We start from the raw sequence: 17,324 nt of genomic DNA on the forward strand, positions 1-17,324 counted from the left end.
TCAAAATTAGAATTCCTGCTTTAGGTCGTTAATTGATGTCGATAGCAATTAACTATACTTTAAAGGTCATCACCGGCAAATCGGAATGATTTACCACATCCTCTCCTATACTTCCTGAGAAGAAGTGTGCCAAACCTTGGCGTCCCTGTGTTGGCAATGCAATAATGTCAGCTCCTGTTATCTGGCTGTAGGCAAAGATTCCAGCTTCAACTGAATAGTCATTATACTGCACTACATCATTTAAACTCTCAAAAGGGTTTGGATCTTTGGCCTCATTCATAAAATGCAGAATTCGTTTTTCTATTTCCCGTGTATTTCGGAAATCTCCCGCAAGATTGATATAAAGTGGTTGCATTTTTATTCCTAGAAGATCAAACATCCGTTTTGCTTTTTTATAGGGCGCAATAGAATTCACCAAGAAGTCACAAGCAAAAACTCCTAGCTGCGGATTAAAATTTGTTGTTTGGTGTTTAATCACTAAAACAGGAATTTCAGAAGTACGAACTACTTTTTCAGTGTTAGAACCTACAAAAACTTCTTTCAATCCCGTGGTTCCATGCGATCCCATAACGATTAAATCTATCTCCATTTCCTTGGCTACATCGTTAATCTCACTAAAAATGGTATAGTTATGTACAGCGTCAGTTACTTTTATTCCCTCTAGATAATCTTTATCCAGAAGTTCCGCAAACCGGGTTTCTGCCAGTCGCATATAATACATTGCTTCGAAAACTTCCTTCGACTGGTTGCGAGTAACTACCGCGTCAGAGAGGCCCATCATATGAAGGGCAACTATTTCGGCATTTTGTTTTTTAGCAATCGAAGCAGCTACTTCCAAAGCATTTTCGGAATGTTTGGAGAAATCTACGGGAACTAATATTTTTTTCATCTCGATTGGTTTAGTGAGTTGTGAATTTTGCTTTGCGTTTTTTAAGCTGTTTTTCAAGATCGCTTATGGTCTCTTTTGCCGCGGCTTCAAATGTATCTGCTTTTGAAGCAGCGAATACTTTTGGTCCGGGCATACTAAGCTCTATTTCGCATATATTACCTTTGCCATACACGTTATTCTCCATTTTAAAGCTTACATCGGCTCTAATGAGCCATTCGTATTTTACAGCGATTTTTTGGAGTTTCCTTTCTACATATTCGTTCATCGCCTCGCTAGTGGGCATTTTCACGTATTGAATGTTTATAGTCATACTAGTGTTGATTTGGTTATTAACTTCAAATATATCCCATATTTATGATTTTTAAAATGATGAATGTCATATTCGAGGAATTCACAGAGTATTTCATAAAAAATTTCCGATGAAAAAATTTGCCACATGATTTTAAATTATCACTCCTTTAGTACTTAAATCACTTTTAAACTTTTTAAATCAGTGTTCTATTTTCCGTACCATTCAGATAGGGAACAAATAACTCAGCTTAGTCCACATTTTATTTGCACAAAATATTGAATCTTTCATTTCTAAAAGAAAGTTAAAACTATCTCTCTAATTTTTTCTTTGTAACTAATGTTACATTAAAACAAAACTAAATCATTAAGTTTGCCTTTGATGAACACAAAAAATCTAACAGCCTTCTTTTTGGCGGGTCTTTTTTTGATGAACCTTATGGCGTTCCAATCCGGTGCGTTACTACAGATTTTGAGCGGAAAAAAGATTAGTGTTGTTCATCCTTTTTGCGAAAATTCAAAAAGCACAGCTAATTCAGATGCCACATTTTCACTAGACCTTTCAAGCGTACATTCCCTAGAGATTCCAGTAATCTGTACCTCTGTTTTCGATTTTAAAACTACTGCCCTTTCTTTTGTTTTAGCGAAAGATAACTTTAAGGACTACGTGTTTTCAGACACACTTCATTTAAGTCTTTTTACAGAACCCTTATACCTTCCTCCAAGAGTTTAACTGTTTCATTTAGTTAAATCACATTCGTTAGTCAATTCAATAGAATTCAAGTATTTGGATTCATTTGTTTTCGGCGAATAATCACATACTTTTTTTAAACTCTTAATATATGACTCCAAATATATCTGTGAGCAGGCGTTCTATACAACTGCTGCGCATTACGGTGAGTGGGATTTTTTTGGTCGCCGGCTTTAATCATTTGGTTGAAATCGAAAAAACCGTAAAACGAATTGAAATGGCACAATTTAAAGGCTTTGCCACGTTTTTCGGAAATCTTGAGTTCTTAGTAATTCTATCGGGAATAGTAATGCTGGCAGCAGGCCTTAGCTTTTTAATTGGCTTTAAAACCCGATGGGCCGCCATAGTTTTGCTCGCGGTGCTCATTCCGATATCAATAACTATTCAAGTAGGGCAAATAACCAGTTTAGGACCATTATTTAAGAACCTTGCCATCGCTGGCGGACTGCTTTTCTTTATCCTAAACGATATCAAATCCTTTAAAAAACAAGAACCATGAAACCACTCTTTTCAACACTTGCCCTTTGTCTGTTTATGATAATTGGCAACTTCCAGAACTCCTTCGCTCAACAAATGGATAAACAGAATTATGTTGTGCTAACAAAAAACGTACAACAGCTGAAACCTATTCTACTAGCAGCAGAGGCTCTGGCAAATCAAGACGGCGAAGATTTCGGCAATTTTGAAATCATCGTTTGTGGAAAGACAATTGGCGATAGCACTAACCTAGAAGTTATGCAACCTCACCTAGAAAAAGCACAGTTGATAGGAGCAAACATTGTGGCGTGTGGCTTTTCACTCAATAGATTTAAAGTAGATCGCAAAAGGATTCCAAAGGATATGAAAATTGTCAAAAATGGAATTCTCTATAATTTTCAACTTCAGAAGCAAGGCTATTTAAGTCTGGAATTATAGAAATAGAATAAAGACCAATTTACATAATAGCTGTTGTTGGCAAATCAACTTCAGAAAAAGAATACAAAATTTTAAACCTTATAAAAATCAATATCATGAATAAAAAATTGAAAAAACACATCATTGAATACGGACTTTTGGGACTAGTAATATTCGGAATTTATTTTTCGGGAATTCACACTGAAGTCATTGGCTTTGCACAACGAGGGCTATTAGCCACAGGAGTGATGAACCCTAATTTAGAGCAAATAGACCAAGCGGCAGAACCAATAAAAGCACTAGTTACCAAAGCAGATTTCAACATGAAATTGGTAAACTCAAAGGGGGAAACAGTGTCCTTGGAACAATATCGCGGGAAAACAATATTTATCAACTTTTGGGCTACTTGGTGTCCTCCTTGCGTTGCGGAAATGCCAGGAATAAACGATATGTATAACGACATTGACACAGATAAAATTGAAGTAATAATGGTTTCCTTTGACCGAAAATTTGACAAGGCAATCCAATATAAAAATAGCAATTCTTTCGACTTTGAAGTTTATGCTCCTGCAGCCGCAATCCCTCAAATGTATAATTCGCAAAGTATTCCAACCACATTTATTATAGATTCTAAAGGTGACTTAGTCTTTACACACAAAGGAATGGCCGACTATAATCGCGCCGATTTTAAGGAGTTCTTAAAAAGTCTTTAAGCCTCTCGAGAAATCCTAAACCAAAAAACCATCTTCTTAAGTGAAGATGGTTTTTTTATAATTTATCGAAATGGTGAGCCTCTTTTTGTCTCAAGTCTCACATCTCAAATCTATTTATTCGCAGGCGTAATCATTATATGCGATCGGTGCGTTCCGGCATCCATCAACCATGGCATTCCTGGGGTTTGAGGTTTTGTGGGTAAGCCAGTGCTTTCACCCGTCATATATGGCTTGTAAAGCACATAACGAATTTTACTATTTTCTAGTTCGCCAGTTGTAGGGTTAAGATCTTTTTCTTCTGCAGCCAATACATATACCATAGATGGTTCTTTCGGCATAGTTAAAGTTCCTGCCTCTATTTCATTTTTTCTAGCTTCTTGTTTTTCTTCGTTGGATTTTCCTTCTGCTGCCAAGGCTCGTCCTCTTGCCATAAACGGCTCTAGCTCGGCGCCGTAGCAGGCTACGCTAATCCCTTCTTTGTTGGGATCGTCTGCCAAGCATACCATTTCATTGGTGCCTTCGCGTAGGGTGGTAAGTTTTCCCTCAGGATTATAGCCAAGAACTGTAGCACCGTCGCGGTACATTTCAGGGGCCGCCAAAACTGCAGTTTTTATCTGTACATCTTTTGGCAAGATTTTATTTTGTGCAGTTGCTGAAAACACAAATGCAAAACCGAGGATAAATAGTATTTTTTTCATAGCAAAGCTTTTTTTAGTTTAAACGCTTAAGATACGAATTTTCGGGAAAATATTATAAGAATCAGTTTGATTCGATTCTTTTAATCGCGTATATGTTACCAATGACTAACCTTAGTTCACATTATTCAATTAATTAATTTTCTATTTTCCAACGTTTAAGTGAAGTAAAGCAAAATCAATTGACCTTCAATAAACCGAAACTATTGGTTTTTTATAAACCGGCGTATTGCCACCCATTGCTTTAGCATCTCTCTGGCATCTTGTGCAGGGTAGCCTAAAACAGTTTTTCCTGCTTCCACGTCATTCATAACTCCAGATCCAGCTCCAACGGTAGCACCAGAATTAATAGTTGTGTGATCTTTAATTGAAGCGCTTCCGCCAATAACTACCCCATCGCCTAAAGTAACAGAACCCGCAAGTCCGCTATGTCCAGCCATAATACAGGAGCGGCCCAGAATACTGTTATGTGCAATTTGTACCAGATTGTCAATTTTACAGCCATCACCAATAATAGTGGAGCTGAATTTTGCCCTATCAACACAGGAATTAGATCCGATTTCAACATAATGCCCGATAATAACATTTCCAATCTGTGGAATTTTCACCAAGCCTTTCCCATCAGCGCTCGGTCTATACCCAAATCCATCAGCTCCAATACTAACATTGGTGTGAAAAATACAATTGCTTCCAATAATACAACGCTCGCGAATAACGGTTCCAGACCAAACAATAGTGTTATCACCGATAATGGTCTCATCAAACACACAAACATTTGGATAAAGGATCACTCCTTTTCCTAATTCAACATCCTTCCCTATATAGCAATTTGGACCAATTTTACAGCCTTCACCAATTTTTGCGGTTTCGTGTACCACCGCAGTTGGATGTATCTCTACATCAAAAACGGGGGCTGTCGGATTAAATAGCTCCAAAATTTCTGCCATCGCTAAGTCCGCATTTTTCACTTTAATAAAAGCGCGGTTTTCCCCAGGTTCAATTTTTATATTGTTATTTACAATTGCCGCACAAGCGTTTGAATCTGGCCAATACTTCGCGTATTTATTGTTTCCAATAAAGGTTATTTGACTGCTGTTCGCTTTTTGCAATTCCTCTGGACCTTCAATTTTTTGGGTGGTAGCTCCTATTAATTCACCTTTTAGAATGTTGTTGATTTCATTTATAGTGTGGAATATCATGTAGTATTTTTTATTGCTGGTTAGCTGTTTCTATTTTTTAGGATAAGAAGGTAAAATTGTTAGTGTTTTTGAAATCAAATCTACTTAAAGCTTGACCGTTTGACTTGGCATCCATAACTAAAAACCCACATTTCGTTCTCCATCGTTTTAATGATTAAAAATTAATGACCTTACATTTGCCCTCTTTATAATTGAAAGCAAAACTTCTCTTGAAAAGAATTTTCCTAACAGAATCAAAAATTATGTCAATAATAATTGAATTTTTGTTGGGTTTAGTACAATTGTTCAGTATTTCTTTGAAAATGACTATCTATTTTAAAATTTAGGTTTTAAGGTGATGCTTTTCCAAATCACTTTTCCTCTACTCGATGCTTATTAAATAGAAAAACGGAATCCGATTATTCAAATCATTACTCGTTTAAGCTAAATCTGGTTGTGATATTTCATTTTGAAACGTGTGTAGTTAACGTGTTTATGAATGATTAGTTGTTCGCCAGCGAAAAAACAACCCATAAAAAAAGCTTACAGATAGAATTTCTCAATCTGTAAGCTTCAAATATTTAATGCAGAAAAAATTGTTTCCTCTCAGAAAGTCATTTGCTTTATTAAACCTGATTATCCGTGTCTTCTTTTTTATCCGCCTCCTGCTTTTTTTGCTTTGTTAACTGTTTAATCCCATCCGGACTCTTTGACATATTTTCCATAAAAGGCTTAAAAAGATCAATAGGAATAGGAAAAAGTGTAGTAGAGTTATTTTCAGCTGCAACTTCAGATAATGTTTGCAGATAACGAAGTGTCAAAGCACTGGGTTGTCTAGCAAGAACTTCGGCGGCATCGGCTAATTTTTCGGAAGCTTGAAATTCCCCTTCGGCAGCAATTACTTTTGCCCTTCTGAATCTTTCCGCTTCAGCTTGTTTTGCCATTGCTCGTTGCATTTCCTGTGGTAAATCTACTTGTTTAATCTCTACATTTGAAACTTTCACGCCCCAAGGATCAGTATGGGCATCGATAATTTCCTGTAACTGCAAATTTAATTTATCACGTTTAGAAAGAATTTCATCCAATTCTGACTGACCTAAAACACTCCGAAGAATCGTTTGGGAAAGCTGTGAGGTGGCATAAAAATAATCCTCCACTTCAATAGTTGCCTTTTCAGCATCAACTACCCGAAAATAAACAACTGCATTTACTTTCAGCGTAACATTATCCAATGAAATAATATCCTGGGTGGGAACGTCGTGAACAATAGTTCGCAAGGTTACTTTTTTCATTTTATCGATAAAAGGAATAAGGATAATAAGCCCAGGACCCTTGCTTCCCCCTTTTGTAACACGTCCCAATCTAAATACAACAGCGCGTTCATATTCCTTAAGAATTTTTATTGAGCTGAGTATAATGAGAACACCGAAAAATATTAATACATAAATTGGTATCATAATAATTGAATTTTTAGTTAGATAATTATAGTAAAGGCACCACTCTAACGGTGAGTTTAAATTCCTTAAAAGCAACAACTTCTATTTCAGTTTTGGCTGTTATAGTTCCTTCTTGCGCAACGGCATTCCAAAATTCACCGTTTACCCGAACTCTTCCTTCCGGAGAAAGCGTTTCCATAGCAATACCCTTTAAGCCAATCAAAGCTTCAGTTCCTGTTTTCCGCTTACCAAATTGAGCTTTTATGCCAAAATAAATAAGGAAAATAAAGAAAGCCGAAATTATCACGACAGAACTTATAAGCACAGACCACGAAATATAAAACACATCTATTGATTGGGTTTCGTCAATTAAAAACATAGAACCCAAAAATAGACAAATTATGCCACCAATGGATAATAAGGCATAGCTCTGAAATTTGACTTCCAAGATAAAAAGAATAATCCCCACAATGATCAATGCCAATCCGGCAAAATCAATGGGTAAAACAGACATGCCGAAACCGGCCAGAATCAAAAAAACGGCACCAACAATTCCGGGAACTAAGCCACCAGGGTTGCTCAATTCAAAAAATAGGCCCATCATCCCCATTATCAAAAACACATACATCAAATTAGGGTTGCTAAGAAAAGTTAAAAATCGTAGTTGCTGACCCATTTCTACATGTTCAACTTCCGCCGAAGCGGTGTTTAGGATTACACTTTTTCCGGAACTTAATGTAACCGTGCGTTCATCAATTTTGCTAAGCAATTCATATAGATTGTCTGCTTTTAAATCAATTATATTACTTTTTAAAGCCTGTTCCGCAGAAAACGAGCGACTATTGGTAACCATCTGCATAACTAACGTAGTGTCTTTCCTTCTGTGTTCGGCTATAGATCGCATAAAAGCCGATGCGTCTTCGGTCATTTTCGAATTCATAATAGAATCTGGAATCCTGCCTTGCAAAACCGGATGGGCAGCACCAATGTTAGACCCCAGACTCATCGCACTAATGTTTGCGGCGATCGCTACAAAAGCGCCAGCAGAACCGGCATGCGCGCCAGAAGGTGTAACAAAAGAGATGACGGGAATGGGCGCATTTAATATTTTACCCACCATATCTCGGGTAGGCTTCATCAACCCGCCGGGCGTATTGATTTTTATTACCACACAAACTGCATTTTCATCCGCCGCTTTCTGAAGTCCGTTATTAATATAATCTGCTGTTGAAGGATAAATGGGGTCGTTTAAGTTTAAAACAACTACCTTCTGAGCATGGACGAAGCTGCTAAACGCCAAGCCCAGTATTATAAAGAATATTTTTATAGCGGAGTACTTCATTTTAACCTTCCAAATAAGTTTAGCTTAAAAATAAGTAATGTAATCTGGAATTCCGGTAAAATTTGAAGGAACTATTGAAAACATTGTTGAACGAGAATAAATAATAAGCCCTGAAAAGGCAATATACTTCAATGCAGGGCGACAATCCTGTGTTGAAGTCCAAGAAGCTGACGCTAAGCCCTGAAGGGGCGACATACTTCAACACAGGGCGACAGCCCTGTTTTGAAGTCCAAGAAACTAGCGCTAAGCCCTAAAGGGGCGACATACTTCAACACAGGGCGACAGCCCTGTTTTGAAGTCCAAGAAACTGGCGCTAAGCCCTGAAAGGGCGAGATATCTATTCATCCCATTATCAGTCCCATGTATATCGATCATCATAGGCTACTTTATACTGTTTTAAGCCTAAGGAGATTACGCCCTTTCAGGGCTTGATATATAAGTTAGTCTTTACCGGATGAGCTCAGCCCATCCTTAAGCTATGACGCCCTTTCAGGACTAAGTTGGAACATCTAAATCAACAGAGGATACAACTTTATGGACTCGAATTGCATAACCCAGAAAGGGCATTATACCGCAACACGGAGCGACAGCTCTGGGGTAAAGCCCAAGAAACTGACGCTAAGCCCTGAAAGGGCGACATAATTCAATGCAGGGCGACAGCCCTGTGTTGAAGTCCAAGAAGCAAAAACTTAGCCCTGAAGGGGCGAGATATCTATTCACCCCATTATCAGTCCCATACATATCGCTCATCATATGCTACCTTATACTTCATTAAGAATTCCACATATTCCTCTTGAAAGGTCTTTTTACTATGATGTTTATGTTGATTTTCGATATAGGCTATCACTCTATCAACCTGAGAAGGATTAACCGAGAACGCTCCATATCCATTTTGCCAATAAAAATTCCTGTAATCCTCTCCTTTGGTTTTTATCCATTTAGAAGAATGTGATTTCACTTCTTCAAGCAGCTTCATCAATGCAATTTTTTGGGAAAGCTTGCATAGAATGTGAATATGATCGGTGTAACCGCCAACTTTAATAGACTGACATTCCAATCTATTACAGATACCACCCAAGTATGCGTGAAGCTCTTCTTCCACGGGGGCATGGATGAGTGGTTGCCGATACTTCGTGCTGAATATGATGTGGATGTAGTTTTGAACTAATGATTGTCCCATGAGTTATATGTTTTAGTGGATGGCTAAACCCATCTTAGAAGATTCCGCCCCTTCAGGGATTAATATACTTATCTTAATAGGATGGGCTGCCCCCATCGTTATACTATGCTGCCCTTTCAGGGCTAGGATGGAACATCTAATTCAACAGAGGTTACACCTTTATAGTCTCTAATTGCTAAGCCCTGAAAGGGCGTTATATCAATCTACGTTAATCCCCCTCATATCGCTCACATAGATCTCTGTATGTCATTTTAAGAATAATGCTTCCTTTTAGTTTCAAAAATAAGTTACCTTAAATTTAAACAATGTAAATTGATTTTTGATAAGTTTTGTATTTACTATTAAAAACACACTTTGTAATGAACTTACTTAAAAGTTAAAATTGACCAAAGTCTAAAGAACTTTTGACGTAGGACATTTACATTGTTTAAATACAGATACTTTTTTACACATTGTGGATTAATACTAAGTCTAAATTGAAAATTATTATATACTCTAAAAACATTTTTATGCCTACAACCGATAAAATCGTAATTATTTGCTCTCAAGAAAAGCTGATAGAACCTTGGAGAAATGCCTTAAGCGAAAGCGCTCCAAATATTACCGTTGAAGTTTATCCAGATGATACCGAAAGAGAAAACACAGAATTCCTATTGGCATTCCGTCCCCCGGAAAATGCGTTTGAAAAGTATCCCAAGCTTAAAGTCATAGCTTCAATGGCCGCTGGAATAAAACATATTACCAAGAATCACAACCTACCCGAAAATGTCATCCTTACCAAAGCGAACGATCCCATGCATCGCGGCGATATAGCCTATTTTGTTTTAGCGCTCACTTTAAGTTATATGCGAAGATTGCCAGTTTATCTACAACAAAAAGAACAGATGTTATGGCAACCTCACTCCTATCTACGCCCGGAAGAAATAACGATCGGCATCATGGGGATTGGGTCAATCGGAGAAACAGTTGGAAAGCTTATGCTAAAAAATGACTTTAAAGTAACCGGTTGGTCGCGATCGGAAAAACATATAGACCATATTAAAACTTTCCACGGAAATTCCCAACGAGCTGACTTTTTAAAAACAGCAGATATCTTGATCTGCACCTTGCCGCTAACCAATGAAACAGAAGGTATTTTAAATGTAGAAGTCTTTAATAAATTACCCCAAGGTGCATATCTAATCAATATTGGCCGGGGAAAAGAGCTTGTAGAAGATGATTTATTGAAAGCAATTGAAACCGGACAACTTGCCGGCGCAGCTTTAGATGTTTTTAGCGAAGAGCCTTTGCCAAAGAATCATTCGTTTTGGAACAACGAAAAGATTATGATCACCCCACACACCGCCGGCAACATTCATCCAGAATCGGCTGTCAAAAAAATAGTGCACAATTATAAGGCCATGAAGAATGGAGAGGAACTTGTGGATGTTGTAGATATAGAAAGAGGATATTGAGTTGATTACTAAAAACAATTTTCTACTCTCAATCCTTCTGTATTATTAGGCTGATTAACGTTAGCTCAAAAAAGATCGATATCTAAATTGTGTGTAAGCATTTAATCCCCAAAATGATATTGAATCAACGGTTCTTTGCCAAGGATTGGTTTGGCGAAGCTGGCGATTTTCACCACAATTATAAATGCCGAGAACCGAACCTTGATTAACCACAAAGCTGTCTGTGGAAAACATATCTAAAGAAATTGTGGGAAAGAAATGATTTTCCTTTTTATTTCGATGCTTTGCGGTGATTAGTTCGTAAGTTTATTTTCACAGAAAACTTTTTTAGATGTTCAGCAAATCAATCAAAACCGTTTCATCATTTATTTGTATCGTTTTATTTTTAACTTCACACCTTCTCGCCCAGGATACAATCCAGTACATAACACCGGGGCGTGAAAACGCTGCGGTACAGCAACAAAAGCCCTACGTCATTTTAATTTCTGCCGACAGTTTCCGCTATGACCTTGCTGAAAAATATAATGCTGAATTTTTAAAAAAGATAAGTACTAAAGGCGTCAAGGCCGTTTCAATGAGGCCAAGTTATCCTTCCTTAACTTTTCCTAATCATTATTCAATTGCTACTGGGCTGTATCCTTCCCATCACGGTATTATTGCCAATACTTTTTATGATAAAAAGAGAAATCAATTCTATACAATTCGGAATAAAAAAGCGGTGCAGGACTCTTCCTGGTATGGAGGTGTTCCGTTGTGGGTGCTAGCTGAACGTCAAAAAATGCTTTCTGCTAGCTTTTATTGGGTTGGTTCCGAAAGCCATATTGATGGGGTTGACCCTACTTATTATTTTAACTATAACGAGGCGATTCCAATTGATAGAAGATTGGAGATATTAAAACAATGGTTGGAATTGCCGCCTGGGAAACGCCCCCATTTTATTACCTTTTATTTCCCCGAAGTGGATCATGCAGCACATCGTTATGGAACCAATTCTTCCCAAACCCACGATGCTGTTCAGCTTATAGATCATTCCATCCAAAAGATGAATGAAATGTGCGCTCAGTTAAATCTTCCCATCAATTTTATTTTTGTCTCTGACCACGGAATGGCGAATGTTGACACATTACATCCAATCCGACGCCCCACGGTTATTGATACTAGTAAGTTTGTTATTGCAAATGGTGGCGCTTTAACTCAGCTCTATGCCAAAAACAAAAAAGATATAAAACCAACGTATCGAAAATTAAAAAAAGTTGCAAAAGATTATGATGTGTACCTCAAGAAGAGGATACCAAAGCGCTGGCATTATAGTAAAAAAGATGATAGCCTTAATAGGATTGGGGATATTATATTAGTTGCCCATCCACCTAAAGTATTTGGATTTTCGAACCGTCCCGTAAGTGCCGGACAGCATGGTTTTGATAATTACCTTCCGGAAATGCAAGCTACATTTTATGCATGGGGTCCTGCTTTCAAAGAAAACTATGAAATTGGGAGTTTTACCAACATCAATATTTATCCACTGATAGCGCACATCTTAGGACTAAATATCGATAGTAAGATAGACGGGGATTTAAAAGTGTTGGAAGGAATTCTAAAATGACGGAGGGTACTTGTACGTGAAGTTATAACTGGTCCATAAATTGCATAACACAAAACAGAAATTATTTCACCACCTGCCAGACAGATAGCTACAAATCTACGAATTCCGAAGCTTGTGGATTTTTTTGCTTGCATAGTCCAATTTAAAATGATTTCTACCTGTAGGTTCTGAAATTAACATAACAAGGTTCTCTTGTCTTATTACTTCATCCTGAAAAATGCACTAGGTAAAAAGACAGTTGCATTTCAATAAAAAATGTTTAGAAACAGAGACCATCGTTAAAAGGCAAAGACAACATCGTTTTAAGGTGTAATACTATCAGCTTGTTTCTTTTTTCGGAATAGCAGCTATAATTTTAATCCCACTCTTTTTCATCAGTTCACTAGCGTTAAAATCATTGCAGATACTTGGATCCAGTTTATAGCTAAAAAACATGGCGCCGTCTTTAATCTCACTATTAAAACTATAATTTGTAACCAATTTTTTACTTCCGGCTAGTTTTGCGAGTTCAATATCGTGGGTCGCAATAATTCCCGAAGTTTTAAGATCGTTTATCTGATTGATAAATGAAAACCCTCCTCTATGCCTATCTTCGGAGTTTGTACCCTTAAACATTTCATCCAACAGAAAAAATACATTGTTATTACTTTCTATCAGGTTGAGCATTTTTTCTATTCTGCTCAATTCGGCATAAAAAGATGAGATTCCCCTCTTTAGGTTATCTTCTGTTCGCATACTTGAAAACAGCTGTAAGTTGGATACCTTCCCATTTTTCGCACAACAGGGCGCGCCAGCCAATGCCAATACGATGTTGAGACCTACCGCTCTTAAAAACGTGCTTTTTCCTGCCATATTAGAACCGGTTACCATAACTACATCTCCTTGTCCTTCCGAATGAAAATCATTACAAACCAGTTTCTCCGAATCTATTAAAGGATGCCCTAGAGCCTCAAAGTGCACATAGTGGTCCTTTTCGGTAATTTTCGGAAATGTATAGGTTGGGTTTGAATAACTTAATCCTGCGAAACTATTAATCACCTCAAATTCGCTAACTACTTGCGCCCATGATTCTAGAAATGCTTTATTTTTTGATTTCCATTTTTCAGTTCCAATAATCACGTGAATGTCCAATAGCAGGAAAGCATTTAATATCAGATAAACTGGATTTCCACCAATCGCTATCTTTTTTATAGGTCTTTGCTGAGAGAATTCCAATATACTGCTTAGCTTTTTAATTTCATCCTGTGCAGAATATTTGCCGTGTATTACGATTGCTTGTAATTCCTTTAGCTTTTTTGAATTAAAACTTTCGCTTTCAATCTTCTGAATCAGGTTCTGATAACTTCTTAAAGTTGAAAGATTCTTAGTAGAAGTTTCCACGATCCCCTCGGCTAAGGAACCTACCTTTTTTAGGATAATTATATTAACTACCAGGATTATAATCATCAATGCTAAATAAATAAGCAGCTGCAGCGATTCTAAGTTGACGTAAAAGAAATAGGCGCTCAGCAATATCAGCACAGGAAGCAGAATTGCAACTGCTTTATATATATGTTGATTTTTCAGTAAAACTATCGGCGCTTTTACCCAAGCTAGCAATTTATGATAATCGCTTTCTTTGTTTTGAAAGTGCATCCCCGAAGCCTGAAAGTCTTGCCGCCACTCCAATTTTTGCGACAATTCCATTATGGCATTTTGCCGGTCGTGTATTTCATCATTGGAAGCAGGTTTAGACAGCCATTCCGATAAGAGAATCGTCCCAGACTCCGTAGTTGTTCTATTAATCAATTGAAAAATAGAATGTTCCCCGAAAATATCTAAATCGGAGGTGTATGGGTGGTTTTGATCCATAAACCTATCTCCGGGATCAAATTCCTCCAAATCGCATTTCCCTCTTAGAATTTCAGATTCATTTATTTTCTTTAAAAATGAAGTATGTTTTCGCAGGTAAGCTATTTTATTATAATGCGAAATAACCAATCCAAAGAGCAGAATTGAAATAGGCAAAACAATAAGAAAGGGAGTAAATAACTTGATGCTGAACAAGTAAATAAGAACAACAATTGTAAGGACAAAAATAAACAGCCTAAGAAATGAAAAACGTTTTAACACCTTACTTAGATCCAGTAATTTGGCATCGTACATTTTTATATTATCGCTGTAAATCTTCATTGGTTTTATGCTTGAAGTATTTTTCAATATTCAAATATAGTGGAAGCTAGTCTATAAAATGGCATTTATCAGTTAGGGAATTGTTACTATGCTTAGCGATTTGGGCTGATTTTGCAGCTATCAATTCTTAAGCTCCATATAATACATATCAAAACCTTTTGCCCAAAAGTCCTTTTTAATTTCCAATAACCCAAAGCCTTGTTTTTCGTAAAACCTATAGGCCACCTGTGAAGTTCTAACGATTATTTTCTGAATGCTGCCAATGGAATTAAGTATGCCTATTCTGTGTTCTATTAATTGCGTACCCAAGGATCTTCCTTCATACTCTGGATGAAAAACATCCCAACTAATAATTCCTGTCGTTTTGTTGTCTTCAAAGTTTACCCCTCCGCAACCAACAATTTTTTCATTAAATAATAGCACATAATAAAGCTCTCTTTTGGTTTCTAAATAGTCCTTAAAATCGGCTTCTTCCTCGGGCGCAAAAAACTCAGGTATGTTCAGTCTAATCAAATCGAGAAGTTCTTCTTTATCTGTGGTTTTATATTCTCTAATAGTTATTGATCTGTTCATCTTAATAAGTACACTAGTTGGTAAGCTTTTTATACGATGGTGTTCTCTATTGAATTATGCACGCACTTTTAGTCTATTTTTCGATTAAAAGGTAAAGCAAATTCCTAAAACTCAAAAAAACCACTCCGAAAATCTATAAAAAAAACTTACAGATCTAATTTCTTAATCTGTAAGCCTAGAATACAATTAGCGATTTTGGATAGGTATTGGGATAATGAAGAAAAGGTTTGTTCACACCTTAGTCTTTTGTTCATTTGTAGAGGCGATGTACTTTCCCTCGGTTTTAAGAGAGATTGAATACTATAAACGATGTGTTTCATTAGCGAAACGCCGTCCTTGCCTGTAACCAAGAAGGTAGGAGACCCGCTGGATTTATCCTTAGCGAAGTCGAAGGCTACGGTGGTGTGAGAGGCGCACTTCGTTCCTGTTTAGGGGTGGAAGTGTATTCTCGATTAGCACTAGTTTTTGATTATGGTTTTTTACTTAACTGTTTGAATCGATCATCAAAAGTTAATTGTTTTATTGAAACCACAGTAATCTTTCTTGCTTCAGGATGATTTGGATTAATTAAATAATTGTATTCGGGAGGAACAATACTACTTGGAACCTTAAGAACTGCTGCTTCATTATCTTTTACAAAATCATCACCAATGTATTGTGTTTCAAGAGACGGAGGTTTTATGTTCCAGTTATCGGGTAGATCTTCTGTTCTTAATTCTAAAATGTCAACTTCATCAGGAATATCAACCTCAACATAATAACGGTCCAGTGGCAGGTCTTCACTAAGGTCTAAATGGACTGAAACCTCTAAAGTTGCAAGTGCTCGAGATTCAGCAGTGTAAACTAAATATGTGTTAAGGCTGTTCCAACGATATCCCTCTGTTAATGCGGCTCCAAATCCTTTTAAAGTGGTTTCTAAATATTTCTCTCTCTCAATTCTATATACTCTCATTAGGCCATATTTCCATATTCAAGTCTATTTAGAATATTTCTAACTTCTTGAATTCCAGTTAAAGAATCGAAGAGACTTTCAGGTGAGACACCTCCTAAAGAAATATTTGGTTTTTTTAACCAACGTTGAAATTTTTCTTTTTCATTATTGAAAACCTCTAACCCAAAATCGAGCAATTCTACAAGAACTAGAATCACTTCACTATCTCTACCAGTAAGTAAATCTTTATCTTTCTTTTTTTTATTGTAGGTGGTTTGAGCTACACCCAGAAGATTCAAAACGTGTTTCACAGGTAAATTTGTTCTTGTACTTATCACTTCAATTGACTCATAAGGTAATCCTTGTCTAATAATACCAACTCTGCCCATCTTTGTATTCCAAGTATATTTATCTTCTGCAACCACTATGCTCCAATACGGACTTTCGGCTCTTCTGGCTCTTGCTCTTTGGACACTTTTTTCTGGATCCATCGCTTTGGTTCTAGACGGCATTTTACTTTTCTTATCGCTCATAACAACATATTTGTTGTGAATGTACAGCAATTTTGCTACAATTACTAGTTTTTTTTGTTTAAATAAGTTTATGGTTTGGGAATTGATAAGAACCAAGATTTCATCAATGCTGGATAGCTGTTCGGATAATAAAGAAAAGGCTTCTTTTTCACCTCAGTTCTTTGTTGAAATATCCACACAAGTTAACTGGCACAGTTTGAACCGAAATCACTGGCACAAATCGAACCGAATTAACCAACTGTTCTAAGTAAATTCAGGCCAATTCTTTTTTTGTTGTATAAAAGCTTTCATTCGATGCATTATTTGCAACGGAAATAACATATATTCGCTGCAAATCAAAGTTAATTCGTTGCAATGTAGTTTTTTTTGCTGTTCGTTAAGGCACATAGTTTACAAAGTTAAAGTCACATGCTTTACACTAGATTCTGACTTAGTCTAATTGATACTTGTTTATCTCTTATTTTATTTTCATTAAAGTAACCTAAAAATACGTCTCTATAAAATACTCTCCAAATTCCGTTTCCTTGATCTTCAACTCCTACGTATTTGCCCTTAAGTCCAGCAGTTAAATATACCCAATAATATGACTTCCACCGCAGGGATGCATTTTGGCATACTTTCATCACTTTCATGGTTGATGGATAATCATATGTTGGAATTTTCTCAGGGTATGGTCTATTGGAAAAATCATG

At 36.8% G+C, this 17,324-nt stretch carries 18 protein-coding genes; 6 read left to right on the top strand and 12 right to left on the bottom strand.

Annotated elements, in window-relative coordinates; all coding sequences use genetic code 11:
* Positions 1 to 52 precede the first annotated feature (52 nt).
* Both G440_RS0117255 and hpf read right to left on the bottom strand, forming a co-directional pair.
* Positions 53 to 889 carry a universal stress protein gene (locus G440_RS0117255; protein WP_026452437.1) on the bottom strand — a complete coding sequence of 279 codons (837 nt, stop codon included), beginning with the start codon at positions 887 to 889 and terminating at the stop codon, positions 53 to 55.
* 10 nt (positions 890 to 899) lie between these two features.
* Positions 900 to 1,199, bottom strand: a complete 300-nt coding sequence (hpf, locus tag G440_RS0117260; RefSeq protein WP_026452438.1) for a ribosome hibernation-promoting factor, HPF/YfiA family — start codon at positions 1,197 to 1,199, stop codon at positions 900 to 902.
* Positions 1,200 to 1,559: 360 nt separating this feature from the next.
* Between hpf and G440_RS0117265 the strand changes: the two genes are divergently transcribed.
* From G440_RS0117265 to G440_RS0117280, 4 genes are all read left to right on the top strand, one after another.
* Positions 1,560 to 1,910 carry a hypothetical protein gene (locus tag G440_RS0117265; RefSeq protein ID WP_026452439.1) on the top strand — a complete coding sequence of 117 codons (351 nt, stop codon included), beginning with the start codon at positions 1,560 to 1,562 and terminating at the stop codon, positions 1,908 to 1,910.
* A 109-nt stretch (positions 1,911 to 2,019) separates the two neighbouring features.
* Positions 2,020 to 2,427, top strand: coding sequence for a DoxX family protein (locus G440_RS0117270; protein WP_026452440.1), 408 nt, complete (start codon positions 2,020 to 2,022; stop codon positions 2,425 to 2,427).
* A complete protein-coding gene (locus tag G440_RS0117275) occupies positions 2,424 to 2,843 on the top strand; it encodes a hypothetical protein (RefSeq protein WP_026452441.1) in 420 nt (139 codons plus the stop codon). Before G440_RS0117270 ends, G440_RS0117275 begins: the two co-directional genes overlap by 4 nt.
* 95 nt (positions 2,844 to 2,938) lie before the next feature.
* Entirely contained in the window at positions 2,939 to 3,535 is a 597-nt protein-coding gene (locus G440_RS0117280) for a TlpA family protein disulfide reductase (RefSeq protein WP_026452442.1), read from the top strand.
* 110 nt (positions 3,536 to 3,645) lie between these two features.
* Here G440_RS0117280 and G440_RS0117285 read toward each other — a convergent pair whose 3' ends face one another.
* The 5 genes from G440_RS0117285 to tnpA all read right to left on the bottom strand — a co-directional run bounded on the left by G440_RS0117285 (position 3,646) and on the right by tnpA (position 9,366).
* The gene (locus tag G440_RS0117285; RefSeq protein ID WP_026452443.1) at positions 3,646 to 4,233 is read right to left on the bottom strand and encodes a hypothetical protein; all 588 of its coding nucleotides are present in this window, start codon (positions 4,231 to 4,233) and stop codon (positions 3,646 to 3,648) included.
* A 200-nt stretch (positions 4,234 to 4,433) separates the two neighbouring features.
* Positions 4,434 to 5,429: a UDP-3-O-(3-hydroxymyristoyl)glucosamine N-acyltransferase gene (lpxD, locus tag G440_RS0117290; protein WP_026452444.1), complete on the bottom strand. Its 996-nt coding sequence runs from the start codon at positions 5,427 to 5,429 to the stop codon at positions 4,434 to 4,436.
* Between the two features lie 605 nt (positions 5,430 to 6,034).
* Positions 6,035 to 6,865 (bottom strand): slipin family protein, encoded by an 831-nt coding sequence (locus tag G440_RS20315; RefSeq protein WP_084426862.1) that lies wholly within the window; start codon positions 6,863 to 6,865, stop codon positions 6,035 to 6,037.
* A gap of 25 nt (positions 6,866 to 6,890) precedes the next feature.
* Complete coding sequence (locus G440_RS0117300; protein ID WP_034259833.1) at positions 6,891 to 8,186, bottom strand: NfeD family protein; 1,296 nt, start codon at positions 8,184 to 8,186, stop codon at positions 6,891 to 6,893.
* A gap of 727 nt (positions 8,187 to 8,913) precedes the next feature.
* Positions 8,914 to 9,366 carry an IS200/IS605 family transposase gene (gene tnpA / locus G440_RS0117310; RefSeq protein WP_026452446.1) on the bottom strand — a complete coding sequence of 151 codons (453 nt, stop codon included), beginning with the start codon at positions 9,364 to 9,366 and terminating at the stop codon, positions 8,914 to 8,916.
* 509 nt (positions 9,367 to 9,875) lie between these two features.
* Here tnpA and G440_RS0117315 point away from each other — a divergent pair.
* On the top strand, positions 9,876 to 10,820 hold the full coding sequence (locus tag G440_RS0117315) for a 2-hydroxyacid dehydrogenase (protein ID WP_026452447.1): 945 nt from the start codon (positions 9,876 to 9,878) through the stop codon (positions 10,818 to 10,820).
* Positions 10,821 to 11,151: 331 nt separating this feature from the next.
* Positions 11,152 to 12,423, top strand: a complete 1,272-nt coding sequence (locus G440_RS0117325; RefSeq protein WP_034259835.1) for an alkaline phosphatase family protein — start codon at positions 11,152 to 11,154, stop codon at positions 12,421 to 12,423.
* 318 nt (positions 12,424 to 12,741) lie between these two features.
* Here the strand turns inward: G440_RS0117325 and G440_RS0117330 are convergent, their stop codons facing one another.
* From G440_RS0117330 to G440_RS21425, 5 genes are all read right to left on the bottom strand, one after another.
* Positions 12,742 to 14,595 carry a MutS-related protein gene (locus tag G440_RS0117330; protein WP_026452449.1) on the bottom strand — a complete coding sequence of 618 codons (1,854 nt, stop codon included), beginning with the start codon at positions 14,593 to 14,595 and terminating at the stop codon, positions 12,742 to 12,744.
* Between the two features lie 120 nt (positions 14,596 to 14,715).
* Positions 14,716 to 15,168, bottom strand: a complete 453-nt coding sequence (locus tag G440_RS0117335; protein WP_026452450.1) for a GNAT family N-acetyltransferase — start codon at positions 15,166 to 15,168, stop codon at positions 14,716 to 14,718.
* A gap of 469 nt (positions 15,169 to 15,637) precedes the next feature.
* Positions 15,638 to 16,120, bottom strand: coding sequence for an RES family NAD+ phosphorylase (locus tag G440_RS0117340; RefSeq protein ID WP_026452451.1), 483 nt, complete (start codon positions 16,118 to 16,120; stop codon positions 15,638 to 15,640).
* Positions 16,120 to 16,632, bottom strand: coding sequence for a type II RES/Xre toxin-antitoxin system antitoxin (gene parS / locus G440_RS0117345; RefSeq protein ID WP_026452452.1), 513 nt, complete (start codon positions 16,630 to 16,632; stop codon positions 16,120 to 16,122). Before parS ends, G440_RS0117340 begins: the two co-directional genes overlap by 1 nt.
* 413 nt (positions 16,633 to 17,045) lie before the next feature.
* Positions 17,046 to 17,324 (bottom strand): hypothetical protein (locus tag G440_RS21425; protein WP_026452453.1); only part of this gene is annotated, 279 nt, incomplete at its 5' end.

It is taken from the genome of Aequorivita capsosiphonis DSM 23843 (assembly GCF_000429125.1).
GTDB classification, from domain to species: Bacteria; Bacteroidota; Bacteroidia; order Flavobacteriales; family Flavobacteriaceae; genus Aequorivita; species Aequorivita capsosiphonis.